Source organism: Paraburkholderia solisilvae (assembly GCF_902859875.1).
In the GTDB taxonomy this organism is placed as follows: Bacteria; Pseudomonadota; Gammaproteobacteria; order Burkholderiales; family Burkholderiaceae; genus Paraburkholderia; species Paraburkholderia solisilvae.
On record NZ_CADIKF010000037.1, the window covers coordinates 32283 to 50563 of the forward strand.

10 protein-coding genes are annotated in these 18281 nt (G+C 62.1%); 3 read left to right on the top strand and 7 right to left on the bottom strand.

Annotated features, from left to right (window positions below):
* Window positions 1-38: 38 nt before the first annotated feature.
* From HV675_RS21485 to HV675_RS21510, 6 genes are all read right to left on the bottom strand, one after another.
* Window positions 39-1265, bottom strand: a complete 1227-nt coding sequence (locus HV675_RS21485; RefSeq protein WP_175113110.1) for a benzoate/H(+) symporter BenE family transporter — start codon at window positions 1263-1265, stop codon at window positions 39-41.
* A gap of 36 nt (window positions 1266-1301) precedes the next feature.
* Entirely contained in the window at window positions 1302-1601 is a 300-nt protein-coding gene (locus HV675_RS21490) for a hypothetical protein (protein ID WP_175113111.1), read from the bottom strand.
* Between the two features lie 256 nt (window positions 1602-1857).
* Window positions 1858-4143, bottom strand: coding sequence for an exodeoxyribonuclease V subunit alpha (recD, locus tag HV675_RS21495; protein WP_246270457.1), 2286 nt, complete (start codon window positions 4141-4143; stop codon window positions 1858-1860).
* Window positions 4140-8018 carry an exodeoxyribonuclease V subunit beta gene (recB, locus tag HV675_RS21500; RefSeq protein WP_175113112.1) on the bottom strand — a complete coding sequence of 1293 codons (3879 nt, stop codon included), beginning with the start codon at window positions 8016-8018 and terminating at the stop codon, window positions 4140-4142. The genes recD and recB overlap by 4 nt, the downstream gene beginning before the upstream one ends.
* Window positions 8015-11602 carry an exodeoxyribonuclease V subunit gamma gene (gene recC / locus HV675_RS21505; protein ID WP_246270458.1) on the bottom strand — a complete coding sequence of 1196 codons (3588 nt, stop codon included), beginning with the start codon at window positions 11600-11602 and terminating at the stop codon, window positions 8015-8017. Before recC ends, recB begins: the two co-directional genes overlap by 4 nt.
* Before the next feature lie 215 nt (window positions 11603-11817).
* A complete protein-coding gene (locus tag HV675_RS21510) occupies window positions 11818-12018 on the bottom strand; it encodes a KTSC domain-containing protein (protein ID WP_175113114.1) in 201 nt (66 codons plus the stop codon).
* A 550-nt stretch (window positions 12019-12568) separates the two neighbouring features.
* Here HV675_RS21510 and HV675_RS21515 point away from each other — a divergent pair.
* Both HV675_RS21515 and HV675_RS21520 read left to right on the top strand, forming a co-directional pair.
* Entirely contained in the window at window positions 12569-14743 is a 2175-nt protein-coding gene (locus HV675_RS21515) for a M1 family metallopeptidase (protein ID WP_175113115.1), read from the top strand.
* Between the two features lie 597 nt (window positions 14744-15340).
* Window positions 15341-16369 (top strand): alpha/beta fold hydrolase, encoded by a 1029-nt coding sequence (locus HV675_RS21520; RefSeq protein WP_175113116.1) that lies wholly within the window; start codon window positions 15341-15343, stop codon window positions 16367-16369.
* Between the two features lie 48 nt (window positions 16370-16417).
* Here HV675_RS21520 and HV675_RS21525 read toward each other — a convergent pair whose 3' ends face one another.
* Window positions 16418-16783, bottom strand: a complete 366-nt coding sequence (locus tag HV675_RS21525) for an AraC family transcriptional regulator (RefSeq protein ID WP_175113117.1) — start codon at window positions 16781-16783, stop codon at window positions 16418-16420.
* Between the two features lie 139 nt (window positions 16784-16922).
* On the opposite strand from HV675_RS21525, the gene HV675_RS21530 reads away from it, so the two are divergent.
* The gene (locus tag HV675_RS21530; RefSeq protein ID WP_175113118.1) at window positions 16923-18272 is read left to right on the top strand and encodes an MFS transporter; all 1350 of its coding nucleotides are present in this window, start codon (window positions 16923-16925) and stop codon (window positions 18270-18272) included.
* Window positions 18273-18281: the final 9 nt, after the last annotated feature.

Here is an 18281-nt window from a genome sequence, read left to right on the forward strand (position 1 = left end):
ACGTCATCCGTTTCGAGGTGCGGTGCGATATGGCACGGTCACGTGCGTTCTGATTGAACCGCCGCGGCTTCGCTTTTCGACGGCGCCACCGGGGTCAAAGCCGGCTTCTTCGCAAGGGCAAGTGAGAAAACCACGCCGGCAACGAGTCCCCACAGTGCAGACCCGAGACCGAAGAACGACATGCCGGACACCGTCACCACGAACGTGATGACGGACGATTCCCGATGCTTTTCGTTTGCGACAGCTGACGAGAGGCTGGAGACGAGCGTGCCGAGCAGCGCGAGGCCCGCAAGGGTGCTGGTGAGGCCGTCAGGCAATTGGGCAAAGAGTGCGACGACGGATGCGCCGAACACGCCGATGCACAGATAGCCGATGCCGCAGACGACGCCCGAAATGTATCGGCGCCGCGGGTCCTCGTGACACTCCGGGCTCGCACACATCGCACCGACGATTGCCGCCGGGTTGATGCCGGAGTTCCCGAAAAGGGACAGCGGGATGGACATCAGCCCACTTGCCCCCACTACCGATCGTGGCGAGATCGCGTATCCCGCGCTACGAAGAATATGGATCGATGTCGCGTATTGGGTAAGCGCGAGCAGAAGCAGCGGCAAGCCCAGGCCGATCAGCGATTCCGCGGAAACAGTGGGAAGGGTGGGCTCGGGCGTCACGATGCTGAGGTCGAGCCCATGCCGGCTGAGATGAGCGCCTGGAAGCGCGACGATCACGCCGGCCAGCAGCGCGAGCGCGACCGCATAGCGCGGGATGACTCGCCGGCAGACGACGTACACGACGACGACGGGCAAGACGACGGCGGGCGTCGATTCAATCGATCGGAAAATGCCTGCGCAGAATTCGAAGAGCACGCCGGCGATCATCGCGGAGAGCAGATGTGCTGGCAGATGCTCGATCAATCGCGTGAAGAGGCCGGACAGTCCCAGCGCCGCGACGATAATCGACACCACCAGATAGCAGCCGACTACATCGGTGAACGGATAGTGAGCAAGGCCCGTGATCAACAAGGCGACGCCAGGTGTCGACCATGCGCCGATCACGGGCATGGTGTGCCGCAGGCTGAGCCAAAGACCGAGTAGACCGGCGCCGATGGAGACCGCCCATATCCAGGTGGACAGCAGATTGTGCGAGAGATGCCCCGCCTGCGCTGCCTGCACGACGATCAGTACCGGGCCGCTATACGTTGCGACAAGGGCGATCAGTCCTGCAATGGCGGCGGATGCCGAAAAATCTGCGCGTATTCTGGCGAACATCGTATCTCTCTCCGACAGCGCGGTACGACGGAGTCGTCAGATTCGGAAGTCGAGCCGCAACGAGATGTGCGGAAATGGCTGACTTGTCACGCTGACAATGACGTCGCCGGGTTTGATCCAGGCCCCGCGTTCTTGTGTGGAAACCAGTGCTTCGACGCTGGAATCGATGGATCCGGCAGTGGTCACGCGTCGCGCCGACATACTCAAAGCGACATTGAGCCGATGAGAAGGATTCCGTATGGACTGGAATACCCGTTTGCCACCATCAATCGTGCCGAGGCATAGGCCAACGTCGAAGCTGCGACGATTAGACCCGAGATGGTTTTCGAGATACACGTGTCAACCGGGGAGGTTGTTAAGAGATATCGATGTGATACGGGTGCGCGAGTGCTCAAATTCAGTCTCGGGGCATCGCTGAGTTTGGCGACGGCACCGGACGAACGAGATGACAGGATGGGATCAAGACGGGGTGCGTCGATCGAAATCGTGCGTGTGTGGCATCACGCCGGACGGCGTAAAGGTTCCGGCGATTCTTGCTTGTCGCGTACATGGCGCCGGCGGCCCGCGATGGCTCGAAATATCACTATCGCGGTTAGTACGTGGAGCCGGCGGTCGGGTCGCGTGTCTCGAATGCCGCCAGCAGTCCGCTCGCCCGCTGCACCTTTGCCGTCACCGCTTGTTCCAATACGGCCTTTCCTTCCGGTACCGCGAGCGTCAAAAACGTCCTGGCCCGCGTGACGCCCGTGTACACGAGCTCGCGCGTGAGAATCGGACTAAACGAATCCGGCAGCACCAGTGCCGCATGCGCAAACTCCGACCCTTGCGACTTGTGCACGGTCAACGCAAACACGGTTTCAACGGCCTGCAACCGGCTCGGCAACACCCACTTGATCCCACCCGACCCATCGCCGGAAGGGAACGCCACACGCAACGCGCCACGCCCGTTCGCCTCGCCCGGCACAGCAAGCGTGATGCCGATGTCGCCATTCATCAGCCCGAGGTCGTAGTCGTTGCGGGTGACGAGCACCGGCCGGCCCGCATACCATTCGCCGTGCGCATCGATCAGGCCTTCTTCATGCAGCAGTCGCGCTATCCGCTTGTTGAGTCCATCGACGCCCCATGGGCCGCGGCGTACTGCACATAAGATCTGGAATGCGTCGTGAGCGGCCAGTACATTCGCTGCCCATGCCGCGAATGTGGCGGGATCGGCGTCGTGAGCGGGCTCGCCGCCGCGCATCGTCTCGAGATAATGACGATAGCCATGCCGCGCCGCCGGCGACGAGCCTGAAGTCGAAGCCGCACGCCGGCCAACAATTTCGCCCCCAACCTGCCCATCGATAACAAGCGCCTTGAACGCCGCGTCGTTACCCGCTGAACAAGCCAGCAATCCGAGATCTGCGCGAGATTCACCCAACACTCGCTCGACGCCTGCCGCGTCCCCTTCATTTACCCGCTGCGCCAACTCGCCGATTCCGCTCGCCGCGGAAAACCGGTGGCTGTGCCGCAGCATCGCGATCGCCTGGTCCAGCGCGGTGCCGTGCTCGTCGAGCATCGCTTCATCAATGCGCTCTCCCGTCGCCGCCTGCAACCAGTCGCGCGTTTGCGGCGTGTAGTGGCCGCCAGCTGCGCGTTCGCACAATTCGCCAAGCACCGCGCCCGCCTCGACGGACGCAAGCTGATCCTTGTCGCCAAGCAATACCAATCGCGCTGACGGCGGCAATGCTTCGAGCACAGCGGCCATCATCTCCAGATCGACCATCGACGCTTCATCGATCACCAGCACATCGACTGGCAGCGGATTGCGCGCGTCATGGCGAAAGCGGCGGCTATCCGGGCGCGTCCCTAGCACGCGATGCAGTGTCATGACGACGGTTGGAATCGATGCGAGTACGTCCGCGCCGCGAGCCAGGCTATCGATGGGCAAGCTCGCAATCGCGCCTGCGATGGATTCATTCAACCGCGCAGCAGCCTTGCCGGTCGGCGCAGCGAGCTTGATCCGCAACGGTCGAATGCGCCGCGTTGCCGCAGCGGCGTCAGCACCAGCACCAGCACTAACGCCCACGCCCTTACCCTCACCCAACGCAATCGCCTGCAACAGCGCAAGCAATCGCACGACCGTCGTCGTCTTCCCCGTCCCCGGACCACCGGTGATGATGCTGAACGCACTACGCGCAGCCAGCGCGCACGCGAGCTTCTGCCAGTCCGCGCCGCGCTTTTCCGCGTTCCGCGGCGGCGGAAACAGCGTATCGAGCGTAGCCCGTACCGCATCCGTATCCAGCGCGGCAGCCTGCGCTTGCGACATACGCAATCGGCGTTCGATACCGGCACACACATCCTGTTCGTATTGCCAATACCGCCGCAGGTAAAGACGCGTCCCAACAAGCACGAGTGGCGTATTGCCTGCTCCCGCATCGACAAGCGCCGCGTGATCGAGTGCAGCGAGCCAATGCTCGAGCGTGACGCCGGCGAGCAAATCGGCAGGCGAGCGCATCGGCGCATCGATAATCCGCTCGATCACATCATCGGGTGGAAGAGACAACACGAACGTCGGATCATTTAACGCCGCGTGCAGATCGAGACACGCGTGTCCACGGCCGAGCTGATGGCTGGCCAATGCGGCGGCGAGAATCACCAACGGCGCGACGTCCGACGATTCACGCGCGAGAAAACGCGCGAACGCCGCATCGAGCGGTCGCAGCCAGCCGCGCTTCACCCAGTCGTCGAGCACGCCGAGCATCGAGTGCACATTGGTGATCTCGCCAACTTCGACAACCTCGGCGGATACGCGAGGCGTCGCCGCATCATCGAGCCCGGCAAACAAATCGCCAGTGGTATCGTCACGGGCTTTTCTGGACCCAGTGACACGGGCTTTCGTCATGCGATCTCTCCCGCCAATTCCATCCCATCCGCACGTTTAGCAAAGAGCGCATCCAGTTGCTCAATCAACTCGCGCGGCGGCCGGTCGACATGCAGCCCCTGGCTTTGCGCATGACTGCCGCGCAGAAACAGATACACCGCACCGCCGACGTGCCGGTCATAGTCATAATCAGGCAGACGCGTCTTCAACAGCCGATGCAGCGCGAACAGATACAACACGTACTGCAGTTCGTAGCGCGAATGCAGGATCTGCGCGCGCATCTTCGCCGGCGTATACGCGGCGTTATCGGGGCCGAGCCAGTTCGACTTGTAGTCCGCAACATAGAAGCGGCCGTCGTGCTCAAACACGAGATCGATAAAGCCTTTCAGCATCCCGTTCAACTGTGCAGGCTCCAAAGCGGGACGTGCCGCTCCATCGAGCGTCATCTCGCAGACCATGCGATCAAGCGCTTGCGCATTGACGTTATGCGTCGCGACCCAAAACTCCATTTCGGGCACATACGTCTTCAACGCGGCAAGCGTGACGGGCCCAACCGGTTTTCCGCCAGCGACCGACGATACTGACGAAATTCGCAGCGGCTCTTTCAACAGATGCAGCAACCAGTCGGACAACGGCTTGATCCACCGCTCCCAGCCGCGCACACTGCAGCGGCGCGCAATCGTGTCGCGTAGTTTCTCCGGTTGATCGACGATTTCGGCAAAACCTTCGTTCGCGGCCCACTCCATCAACTCATGGATGAAGGTACCGGCATCCGCGCCGCGTGGAAGAGCATGCAGCGTCTGATCGATCTGCGCACTCGCATGGTCGCTCGTCGATGCCTGCGCTCGTTCCCAGGCGGCTTCGGAAGACTCGTCCGGCGTCTCGGCGCCCGCGAGTTCCTGATAGACGTCCTGACCACGCGTGTCCGGCGCCGGATGCTGCTCGCCCGTGCCGGCCGCGGCATAGGGGCTCACAGCAGGTTCCGCGGCGGCAACACCGCCAATTACACCGTCGACCTTGCGCAAGCTCGAATAACTGGCAATCCACCAGTGTTCACGCACCACGCGCGACAACGTCCGCGCCGCACCGCGCACAGCATGCGAGTCACGCGACACGAATATCTCATTGCGCGGCGCCGGCGCTTCAGCCACGCTGATATCCGCATTGCCCTCACGCAGATGTTCGAGCAATTCGCCGAGCGCGTCCGGCACGATCGCATTGCCACCGGAGAGCAAATACCCCAGCGCGCTCAGTTCGATGCTCGCGATAGGCGCAATCCCCACCCATGTCGCGTATCGCGCACGCGTAAGCGCGACATAGAGTTTGCGCAGATCTTCGCCCAGCCGCTCGCGATCAACCTGTGGCAAGACGTTCAAGTCATCGAGCGTCACATGCAGTTGGCCCGCGTCGTCGTGCCATTTGAGCGGCATGTCTTTCGCATTGGCCGGCCGGTAGTTGCCGGCAAACGGCAGAAACACGAGCGGATATTCGAGCCCTTTCGATTTATGAATCGTCACCACCTGCACGAGGCCCGCGTCGCTTTCGAGCCGGATCTGCCGCGCGTCGCCGCCCGCACCGCCGGCTTGATCCGCGAGTTCTTCGTCGACGTAACGAATCAGCGCGTGCTCGCCGTCGAGTTGCGTGCTCGCCTGCTGCAAGAGCTCGGCCAGATGAAGCAGATTCGTCAGCACGCGCTCGCCGTTCACCGGCGCGCCCGCCGTGCGTCCGATCAGCCGCTGCGGCACGTGAAAATCGTGCAGCAACTGACGCAGCATCGGCAGCACGCCCTTGCTGCGCCAGCTATCGCGGTAGCCGCGAAACTGCAGCACACGCGTTTCCCACGCGATTTCATCGTGCGTCAGCGCATCGAGGTCGGCCCAATCGAGCCCGAGCGTCGTCGTGGCGAGCGCGGCGCGCACGAGGCGGCCGTCGTCGGGTTCCGCGCAGGCGGCGAGCCAATGACGCAATTCGATCGCCTGCTCGGTCTGGAACACCGAATCGCGGTCCGACAGATACACGCTGCGTACGCCGCGTTCGGCAAGCGCCGTGCGGATCGCGCGCGCCTCTTCGCCGTTGTTGACGAGCACCGCCATATGCGCGGGTTGCAGCGGCGTGAAGCCGCGCGCACTAACAAATCCCGCATTGTCTGCCTGGCCGGCGTTCAACAGACGCACCATCTCCGATGCGCAACTCGCGGCCATGCCGCGCATGTAGGCGTCCTTGCTTAGCGATATGCCGCTTTGAACCGGTGGCATCCACCAGGCGTTGAGCGCAGGCAATTCGCGGCCTTCCATCTGAAGCGCTTCATCGCGGCCTTGCGCATCGGCGGCGACGAACGGCAACGGATTCTCTCCGTTGTCGGGATCGCGGAACAGGAACGCGCCCGGTGCATCCGGCCGCGCCTCGGCCGCTTCAAAGCAGCGATTGACCGCGCTCACCATCGCGACTGTCGAGCGAAAATTCTTCTTGAGCGTAAAGAGCCGGCCCGCGCATGCGCGGCGCGCCGCGAGGTACGTGTAGATGTCCGCGCCGCGAAACGCGTAAATCGCCTGCTTCGGATCGCCGATCAGGATGATCGCCGTCGCCGCGTCGTTCTCTTCAATCCGATAGACGGCGTCGAAGATTTCGTACTGCACCGGGTCCGTGTCCTGGAACTCGTCGATCAGCGCGACCGGGTATTGCTTGCGGATGATGTCGGCGAGGCGCTCGCCGTTTGGCGCGCGCAACGCGTCGCGCAGACGCGTCAGCAGATCGTCGAAGCCCATTTGCGAGCGTTTCTTCTCCTCGACGGAGAAGCGCCGTGCGACCCAGTGCGCTGCGTGGCACAGCAGATCGTAGTAAGCGGTCGGTTGTGCCGCGAGTGCTGCGGGCAAGGCTTCCATTGCAGTCAGTGCCGGATGCGTCGGCGGATCGCCGACCTTCCAGATTTCCGCAAGCCCGGCGTGCGTTAGGCGGGTCCATACGGCCGCCTTATCGTCGAACGCAGGTCTGGCCATCAACGGATCTTCGGCCCATGCGCGCAGCTTGTCGAGCCACGCCTGACAGTTCGCGCGATTCAGGCGCTGTGCGTTGAACTGTTTCTTGTCGCGCGCTTCATCAAGGATCGCCTGAAGTTCGTCGCACCACGTCGTCCAGTTCTTTTTCAGGCTGGCAAGCTGCGCGCGTTGCTTTTCGCGGGCTTCCTTTAGCGTGAACTCAGGCGCCAACGGTTGCGGCAACAGGTCTTCGTGAGGGAGTAGGCGCGCGACCTTTAACTGCAAATCATGCGGACTCGCAAACCATTGACGCACTTCATAAGCCGACTCCGCATCGAGCGGCGTCAGAAACGTTCGCCAGTAATCGCGCACGACTTCCGCGTGCAGCGCGCTTTGATCCGTTTCGAGCGTTTGCGAGAACAGGCTGTCGCTATCGAAAGCGTGCTCGCTGAGCATGCGGTTACACCAGCCGTGAATCGTCGAAACGGCGGCCTCGTCCATCCATTCGGCCGCCAGTTGCAGCCGGCGCGCGCATCCGGGCCAGTCTTCGGGCGCATAGCCGGCGCGCAAGTCGTGCAGCAGGTCTTCGCCAGCGGGACGCTCGGCGTCGACCTCGTCCTGCTCCGCGCGGAAATAGTCCGCCGCTTCCACGAGACGTGCGCGAATCCGCTCGCGCAGTTCTTTCGTTGCCGCATCTGTGAATGTGACGACGAGAATCTCCGGCGGCGTCAACGCACGCGCGGTGGTGTCGTTGTCGTCGCCGCCGCCGTGCCCAAGCACGAGACGCACGTACAGCATCGCGATGGTGAAGGTCTTGCCGGTGCCCGCGCTCGCCTCGATGAGGCTGCTGCCGCGCAACGGAAACCGCAGCGGATCGAGTGCCTCAGCGGTCGCGGCGGAGTTCGCCAGATTCTCGCTCATTGAGCCTCTCCGTCATCTTTCGCGCTGTTCTTCTGCCGGGTGGTCGATGGAATCGCAAGATGGAGCGGCAGCAGCAGTTCGACCGCGAATCGTTCGAATTCGCCGCTCGCGGTTAGCGCATCGAAGTCCGGGTACACGCGATACACATACGCATTCATATCGCGCTCGCCCGGCTGCCACGACGTGCCGTCATACGCAGCGCGGGCGGCGTCCCGTGCCTCCGGTTGATCGGCGCCGGGCTCCGGCGTCCGCTTGCCTAGCCATGCAAACGCAGTATTGACCGCGAGCGGCAACGGCCGGCGCATGCCATCATCCCATGCGCGCAGCAACGCGAGCAGATGCGCGCGAGCGTCTGCTTCCGCCAGCGGCGCCAGTTCGACGCTGCCTATCTTGCTGACGACAACCGTCGTCAACGGCCCCACCGCCACCTGCGCGGCCAGATGGGCGACCCAATGCGCAATCATTCTGTCGCGTCGATATTTGTTGTCCTTGATGAGCGTGCTGGCTTCAAGAACCACGCGGCCGAGCGCACCGTCCTCATTCGTGCGCACGTCACCGATCCAGTCATCCATCGAGCGCACGCGCTCGTCTATTACATCCTCGACCAACAGTTCGTGCTGTTGTTCGTCAAGCATGTGCGGCCAACGCGCGAGCGCTGCCCTGTAACGTTCGAACAGGTCCGGCATCGGCTCCATCAGTTCGTTGCCGAGCAGTTCGCCGAAGCCGCCGGTCGCGAGATCGCCGCTGCGGTGCATGCGCGTGAGCCGGGCCTGCGCCGCGGACGTCAAATCTTCGTCGCCGCGTTCGAGTGCCGCGGTTTGTGCGCGGATCAACTCGTTTTGCAATTGCCAGGACCGCAAGCCGTCGAGATCGAACGGTTCATCGTTTTCGCTTGCCATCGCGTCGGTTTCGAACGCGACGCGTAGGCGCTGACGGAAGAAGGACTTGACCGGATCCCTCAAAAAGTCCGCAAGCTCGCGTATGGATAGCGGTTCATCGCGTTCAAGCGGTGGCAACAGCGTGGTGGACAAATCAACTTTCGTTGTATCTGCAACCGTCGTGGCTCGCCATTCGTCCGCGAACGTGAACAGCTTCGACCCATCCGGATCGGTGGGGAAGTAATCGGCGCTGAACGGCTGCAACCGGTGAACGACAGTCAGCTCATCGAGCAACGCATGCGGCTTGCCGCTTTCGTCGCCGTCGAGACGCCAGCCGCCCGCCAGATGCTCGCGCAACTGCCCGACCAGCACCGACGGCGGACGGGGCGTGTTATCCGTCACACTGCGGCCGACCCACGACACATGCAGATGCTCGCGCGCCGACAGCAGCGCTTCGAGGAACAGATAACGATCATCCTCGCGGCGCGACCGATCGCCGGGCCGGTAGTTTTGCCGCATCAGGTCAAAGTCGAGCGGCGTTTGCGTGCGCGGATAGTCGCCATCGTTCATGCCGAGCAGACAGACGCGGCGAAATGGAATCGCGCGCATCGGCATCAGCGTCGCGAAGGTGACGGCGCCCGCGAAAAAGCGCTGCGACAGACTGCCTTCCTCGAGTTGCGACAGCCAGTGGTCCGCGACGATCGACAACGGCAGCTCGCCGGCCAACGCCGCATCGTCGCATGCGTCGCGCCATGCTTCGAGTGCGTTGTCGAGACGGCCGAGCGTGTACGCGTCGTCGCTATCGACCGGCGCGAAGAACGTGTTCTTGAGTTCGCGCAGACGCTTGCACCATTCGTCGACAGTGGCGGGCGTACGCAGCGTTTTCCATGTGTCGTCGAGCGCGTCGATCAGGCGCGTCAACGGCCCTAACAAGGCCGCATCGAGGCCGCCGATCTCCGCGTACGGCTCGATGTCGCGCCAGGCGTCCGACTTGTCGCCAACCGCATAGCCGAGCATCATCCGGCGCAAGCCGAACGCCCAGCTATTCGGCGCATCGTCGTTGCCGGCTTTCGGCAAGTCGAGACTCGCGCGCTGCTCGCCATGCAATCCCCAGCGGATATTCGCGCCGCCGATCCAGTTGTGCAGCTTCGGCAAATCGTCTTCGGCAATCTCGAAGCGTTCGCGCAATGCGGGTACTTCGAGCAGATCGAGCACGTCGCTGACGGTCACGCGCGATTGCGGCAGCGCGAGCAGCGTTTCGAGCGCGCCGAGCAGCGGATCGAAGTCGCGTTGACCGCGGTCCGCGACGCTGAACGGGATATAACGCGGATCACTCGCGTCGAGCAGGCCGAACACGGCCTGGATATGCGGCGTGTAGGCTTCGATGTCGGGCACCATCACGATGACGTCGCGCGGACGCAGCGTTGGATCGTCAGCAAAGGCGGCCAGCAGCTGGTCGTGCAGAATCTCGACTTCGCGCTGCGCGCTGTGTGCAACGTGGAAGCGGATCGAGTGGTCCGCGTGCGGATCGACCTCGGGCCACGACTCGCGTGTTTCCTTGAGCGGCCGCAGATCGCGAATATCGTCCTGCAACTGCTGCAGCATCGTCTCCGTGCCTTCGGCTTCGAACAGATCGATGCGCTGGCCGATGTTCGCAAAGCGCGACGCATAGCTGTCGCGCGCGGTATCGCTATCGTATTCGTCGAGCAGGCCGATAAAGTCGCGGCCCTGCTTGCCCCATGCGGCGAGCAGCGGATGCGCGTACAAGTGCAGTTCCGCTTCGTTGACGATCGCCGGTGTGCCGGCGCGGCGATGCTGGCGTTTGCGTTCGGCGCGCAGCAAGTCCTGATCGGCGACGATGTCCGCCCAATAGTGCGCGCAAGGGTTGTGCACGCACATCAGCACCTGCGTGAAGCGGGCCAGGGCAGCAAGCACTTCCAGCGATTGCCGCGGCAGACTCGAAATACCGAACACGATGACCCGCTGCGGCAAACCCTTCGGCCGCTTGCCTTCGGGCAGCGCGGCGGCGTGCTGCATGAACGCTTCATGCACGGCGGCGCGGCCGGCCGTCGATGCGGAGAGGCCGACACGGCCGACGCGGCCGTGCGTGGCGACGTCGTCGAGCAGCGCGCGCCACAACGCCGCCTGCCAGCGATGCTCATCCGGCAGCGGCGTGCGGCCGTCGCGCGCGTCGATCAGCACGTCGTTGCCTGCGGCCCATTGTGCGAGCCAGTCCGCACGATAGACCTGGTACTGGTCGAACAGATCCGCGACGCGCTGCGCCAGCTGGAACCGCTTGCGCTGGTCGTCGTCATGCGCCATGAAGCGCTTGAGCGGTGCGTAGTCCGGTTGATCGAGCAGCTCGGGCAACAGACGCGTGAGCCGCCAGACGAGGCGCGATTTATCGAACGGCGAGACGGCCGGCACCGCGTCGTTGCCGAGTACGGCGCGATAGACCTGCCAGAGAAAACGCGCAGGCAAGGACAGATCGAGCGCCGCGGAAATGCCGCAACCGCCATCGACGGCGTCTGCGGCGAACGCGAGCTTCAGCCACTGCGCAATGCCGTTGCTCTGCACGAGGATCACTTCGTTTTCCAGCGGCGCCAGCGGATATTGCGTGATCCATCCGATCATCAGGTCGCGCAGGCGCTCGGGCTGGTTGCCATGCACCAGCATCAGCCCGGCGGGAAGTGATGGTGTCGTCAAGCGAAGCTCCATCGAGAGGGCACGGGTTTCGTCATGGTCGCGGATGGGGTCGGTGAAGGCGGTTGGAACGGGGGCGCATATTGGGGTGGTATTCGGCGGAGGCTGGACCCGTACTTATCTTGAATGATACAAGCAGCGGTTGATGGGCTGGTCGTAAGACCGGCCGCGGACGCATGGCTTCAGGGCAGTAGTGATGCTTAGCCGTCGAAATGCGATTAACAGGGGTACTTGTCTTTGATGTGTGCGTTGTAGTAACTGCCTTTCGAGTGAGCGTTCATCAATCCGCGATAGACGTGCACTGGAACTTGGCAAAAGTCGTAGAAATGTCCCTGATGGAAGAGTATTCGCATACGCATACTGCCGGGATCGTAACCGACTGCTCGAATCGCACTGGATGTCACTGGAGTCATTTCCATGTGTGTCTCCCCCTCGCGCCCTCGTCAAGTTATGACCTATGGTACTCGGGAGAAGTGCGGTCCAATCTATCGAATGTGCCACTTCGAAAGTGATGCAATTGGACTCATGCGTTAAAGAATGCAATTTCAATAAATCCGAATCGAATGCCAATAATTTACAAAGCATAATTCAAACAAAGCATCGAAATATTTTGTAACTATCCGTTGACACGCTAACGTTTGCCCAACTAATCTACCGCCATCGTAAGCTGGTAGTCATATGAAGAAAGGGCGTTTGAATTCATGCGTCCTCAGCCGGCCTGCGAGTCTGCTCGCACACGGTAGCCCCCCCGCCGTGTGCCAGATAGTCACGCCGTAGCGATCCTTAAGTTCACGTCTTGAACACGGCAATATCGGCAATTCGAGCTGAGGCTCGCGTTCGCCCTTTTTATTGTCGTTTTTCATTCGCCTTCAGGCGCGTGAGGAGAGATTTTTTCTCAATTTTTATTCAATAGCGACGAAAGGCGTAGCCCCACATTTTCAAAGCTGCTTTATCCGACAGGGAACAACAATGCGTACACATTTTCGGTTAAAGATGCAGTGCCTGTTGTTAGCCGGCACGCTCGCGTTGAGTGCGTGCGGTGGAGGAGACGATGCAGGCCTCGGCGCCAGCAAAGCGGCACAGGTGGGCGCAGCGGCCGGGGCGCCCGCGTCGCAACCTGCCCCGCTCGCACCGGCCGCGCCGGTCGCCGCGGACAAGACCATCAAGAAAACGGTAAAGCCCGTCGAGCTGCAGGACACCGTGCAGCCGGTCAACTACCGGCTATGGTTCCGTCCGAACCCCGACCTGTCAGCATTCGACGGTCGCGCGGACGTCGAGATTCAGGTCAGGAAAAGCGTCAACCATATCGAAATCGCCGGCCATCGGATCAAGTTCCTCAGCGGCAAGATCATCCTGCAGCCGGGCAATATCCAGCTGATCGCGACGCCGCAGGACGACGGCGACTTCTATCAACTGCGTCCGCCGAGCGGCCAGATTCCCGCCGGCAACTACTCGCTGCATATGGAGTGGACCGGCATCATCAACTTCAAGACCTATGACGACCCAGCGACGCAAACCGGCGGCAGCTGCGGCGACGATCCGTACCCCGGTTGCTCCGCAGCGGAAGGCGTGTTCCGCGTCGACCTGAAGGCGACCGACGGCACGACGAGCGGCGCGATCCTCACGCAAGGCGAAAGCAACCTCGCGCGCCAATGGTTCCCGGGCTGGGACGAGCCCGCATTCCGGCCGACCTATGAAGTGTCGGCGGAAGTGCCGCAGAACTGGCGCGTCGTATCGAACGCCGCCGAACTGCCGCCCGTTCCCGTCGATAGCGGCTACAAGCGCGTGTCGTTCGAGAAGACGCCGCCGATGCCGTCGTACCTGCTGTTCTTCGGCGGCGGCATGTTCGACACACTGGAAGACGACTTCGCCAGCCCGCTGCCGGATCGCAAGGGCCTGCATCTGCGCATTTTCACGCCGCCCGGCATGCGTGACTGGGCCGTGCCCGCGATGCAACAAACCAAGCAGGCGCTCGACTACTACTACCGCTACACCGGCATTCCGCTGCCGCTCACGAAGTTTGACACCGTTGCCGCGAATGATGCATTCAAGGCGCAGAAGGACCTGAACTTCGGCGGCATGGAGAACTGGGGCGCCATTCTCGAGTTCGCGGACGACATCCTCCCTGCACCCGGCACGACGATGTCCGATTACGGCGTCACGGTGCTCACGCATGAAGCCGCGCATCAATGGTTCGGCGATCTCGTCACGCTCGACTGGTGGGATGACGTCTGGATGAACGAATCGTTCGCGACGTTCTTCGAGAACAAGACGAAGATTCTGTTCTTCCCCGATCGCTTCAGCTGGGTCGACGAAGTGCGGACCAAGTACGCCGTGATGTCGCGCGACTTGCGCAGCACCGCGTTCCCGATCCAGCCGAACTTCAACGACTGGGCGTCGAACGACTTCGTGCTGAGCGCAAGCGCGTTCACGTACGACAAGGGCGGCATCGTGCTGAAGACGATCGAGAACTATCTCGGCGAAAACGTGATGCGCAAGGGCCTGCAGTCGTATCTGACGGACTACTCGTTCGGCAACGTCACGCCCAAGCGTCTGTGGAAGGAACTGTCGAAAGCGAGCGGCGAGCCGATGGAAGCGATCGGCGACAGCTACGTGCGTCAGACGGGCGTGCCGCTTATTTCGCTCGACACGCAGTGCGACCTGACATCCAACCAGACCATTGTCACGCTCAAGCAACAGCCGTATCCGAGCCAGAACCAGTACCCCGGCATTCAGTGGACGGTGCCGCTTACGCTCGCGTTTGGCGATGGCTTGATGAAGCGCAAGACCGTGGCGCTGGCGGATACGCAGATGCAGGTGCGGTTGAACGGATGCTCGGGCGTCGTCGCGGATCCGAGCGGACTCGACTACTACGTAGTCAACTATGGCGACAACGCATGGAGCCAGCTGCTTGCACAGAGCCGGTCATTCACCGACCCGGTGTTGCTGACCAACCTGCAGATGGAAGCGAAGATGCTCGTGAACTCGGGCCTCGCGAATCCGTCGCGCGCCACGACGATCGGCTCGATCATGCCGCCGACCGTCACCGCGCGTCAGCTGATGACGGTGACGCCGCAAGCGCAGACGGTCCGTCCGGTGCTGCGCTTCCAGGGCAAGCTGAAGCCGCGTAGCCAGACGGAGTAAGCGGTAGGAGTGGCCGGCCCGATCGTGCACGAAGTTGTTGATCGATTGGGACGGCCACCGCAATAAATGAATCTTCCATTTCGCGCGCGGCGTGCTCGACTCAATGACGCGCCACGCGTCTCGTCCTTCCTGCACCGCAACAGCCGCAGCCCGCGCAAACACCGGCAAACGCTCCCCACGTGATCCACTCGAACGGTCCTGCCGCGATCGCCTGTCCTTCTTCCTCCACGCGTAGCCTCGTGCGCGTTCGCTGAAACGCGCATCAGCTAGCCGTCCGTGAAGTTCCAATACGCGGCGAACCCAGTCGGATCGGGTCGCGTCGCGCGTCCTTTAATTGAAGGCGTACAGATCGCACGTTCAAGTTCAGTCGCGCCGCCAGGCAGCGGCCCGGATTTTTGTGTCCAAGGATTGCGCAGATACATTGGGACATAAACTGAGCGTGTCTTTTCGCTATAACCCAAGGTTTCTGCCCACCGGTTCGATCGACTTCATCAATCATCGACGGTCGACCCGGTTCGGGCGAGCAGCTGATTCTGATCGAAGTCCAGGACGCGTCGATCGCGGCGCTTATCCAGCAACTTGAAAAGAGGAAGAGTCATGTCCGACACTGTGAATGTCCGCCGTCGCCGCCTGCTCGGCACAACCGTCGCGAGCCTCAGTTTGCTCGAACTGGGCTTGGGCGATCTCGCGCACGCCGCGCAGCCGAAGCAGTCCGCCGCGAGCAGCGCGTCGTTCGACGAGATCAAACAGATCGACGCCGGCACGCTTAACGTCGGCTATGTGGACGCAGGCCCGGGCAACGGTCCGGTGGTGATTTTGCTGCACGGCTGGCCGTACGACATCTACAGCTTTGTCGATGTCGCGCCGATCCTCGCGTCTCATGGATACCGCGTGATCATCCCGTATCTGCGTGGCTACGGCACGACGCGTTTCCTGTCGGCCGATACGCCGCGCAATGGACAGCAGGCGGTCGTCGCAGTCGACATCATCGCGCTGATGGACGCGTTGAAAATCGACCAGGCCGTGATCGGCGGCTACGACTGGGGCGGACGCACTGCCGATATCATTGCGGCGCTGTGGCCGGAGCGCTGCAAGGCGCTGGTGTCGGTGAGCGGTTATCTGATCGGCAGCCAGGAAGCGAACCGCAAGCCGCTTCCGCCGAAGGCCGAACTCGCGTGGTGGTACCAGTTCTACTTCACGACCGAGCGCGGTGCGGCAGGCTATGCGGCGAACACGAAGGAATTCAACAAGCTGATCTGGCAACTGGCGTCGCCGAAATGGCACTTCAGCGATGCGGTCTACGACCGCTCGGCGAAGGCATTCGACAACCCGGATCACGCGGCGATCGTGATTCACAACTATCGCTGGCGTTTGGGGCTCGCGCAGGGCGAGTCGAAGTACGACGACCTCGAAAAGCGTCTCGCGGCATTCCCGACCATTTCCGTTTCGACCATCACGATGGAGGGCGACGCGAACGGCGCACCGCATCCGGAGCCGTCCGCCTACGCGAAGAAGTTCACCGGGAAGTATCAGCACCGCACGATTAACGGCGGCATCGGTCACAACCTGCCGCAGGAAGCGCCGAAGGCGTTTGCAGAGGCGATCCTGCAGGTGCAGCATATTTGATTGATGCGGGTGGGGGAGACGGGCGGCGGGTGATGTGCGGTGTTCGTGTCACGCATCATCCGCCGCCACACCACTCACCCCATTCACCAGATGTGACGGCGAAAACCCCAACGCATTCCTGAATATCGTCGTGAGTGCGGGCGGGTTCGCATAGCCGTCCTGACGCGCCACTTCGGCGAGCATCACGACCTCGTGCTCGACGCCTGGCGGAATCCGCACCGCGCGGTAGCGCGGCTCGATCCACATCATGCCCGCGACGCTGATGCGAATGCTGCCTTTGCGAGGACATGCCAATTGCCCCCATGCATGCGTGTGCGAGCGGATCACGCCGTCACGCTTTTCGTCATATACGTCACGGCTTTCAGGTCGAAAGTCGGTATATGAATGCGCCTGCGCGATGTGCGAACGCAACATTCATGCGGCACGGATCGCACTCACGTTTTCCCGCATGAAACACGCGATCGACTTCTATCGTAAGCGTTCAAAGAGTAGTCTCCTCGTTTAGACATCCGAACTCGTATCCCCACTCGATCCCAATTCGGAGGAGACACCGATGGATCTTGAAGCTCGCACCATGAAGCGCGTGATGTCCCGGCTCGTGCCGTTCCTGATCGTCTGTTATTTCGTTGCGTATCTGGACCGGGTCAATGTCGGGTTTGCAGCCTTGCAGATGAACAAGGATCTCGGTTTCTCCGCGTCGCAATTCGGCTTTGGCGCAGGCGTTTTCTTTATCGCTTACTTTTTCTTCGAAGTCCCGTCGAATCTGCTGCTCGAGCGCTTCGGCGCGCGGCGATGGATTGCGCGGATCATGTTCACATGGGGTATCGTCGCCGCGGCGATGGCCTTTATTCCGCACATTTCCCGCTATACGGGCATCCCGAACACCGAGGTGTTTTACGGACTCCGTGTTTTGCTTGGCATCGCGGAAGCAGGTTTTTTCCCCGGCATTATTTTCCTGCTGACGCTGTGGTTTCCCGCGGTCTATCGAGGGCGCGTGGTCGGTTATTTCATGGCGGCGATTCCGCTGTCGACGGTGATCGGTGCGCCGATTTCCGGTGCATTGCTATCGCTGGACGGTCGCGCGGGACTCGCGGGCTGGCAATGGCTGTATCTGCTCGAAGCGCTGCCCGCGTTGCTGCTCGCGTTTGTCGTGTACTTCTATCTGACCGACAAACCGAAGGATGCGCACTGGCTGGCGGCGGATGAACGCGACTGGCTCGTCGCGCGCCAGGCCGACGAACGCAAGCATCGCGAAGCGGTGCACGCGTTCAGCGTGAAGGAAGCGCTGGTCAACCCGCGTGTTCTCGCGATCGCGCTGATCTATTTCGGTGCCAATGCAACCAATTACGGCTTGAGCTTCTTTCTGCCGCAAATCGTCAAGTCGTTCGGCCTGAGCAATGTGCAGACCGGTTTCGTCACGTCGCTGCCTTATATCGTCGGCGTGATCAGCATGGTTGTGTGGGCGCGTCATTCGGACCACAAGCTCGAACGCAAGCGCCACGTCGGCATTGCGCTGTTCGTCGCGGCCGCCGGCATCGCGGCGTCCGCGGCACTCGACAATCCGGTGCTCAAGATGATTGCGTTGTCGATCGCAGGCTTCGGCATCTTCGGTTGCCTGCCGGTGATCTGGACGTTGCCCGCAGCGTTTCTGTCCGGCGCGGCGGCGGCCGGAGGCATCGCCGCGATCAACTCGTTGGGCAATCTCGCCGGCTTCTTCGGTCCGTATGCGATGGGTTGGATCAAGGACAGCACCGGCGGATTCGGCGCGGGTCTGATTTGCCTCGCCGGCGCGGGGTTGATCGGCATGGCGGCGGCGCTGTTGCTGCATCACGACCGGTCGCTGGAGGTCGCTCTGCACGGCGACCTGGACACGAACGGCGAAGCGAGTGTCGTGCGGCCCTGACTGATGGGT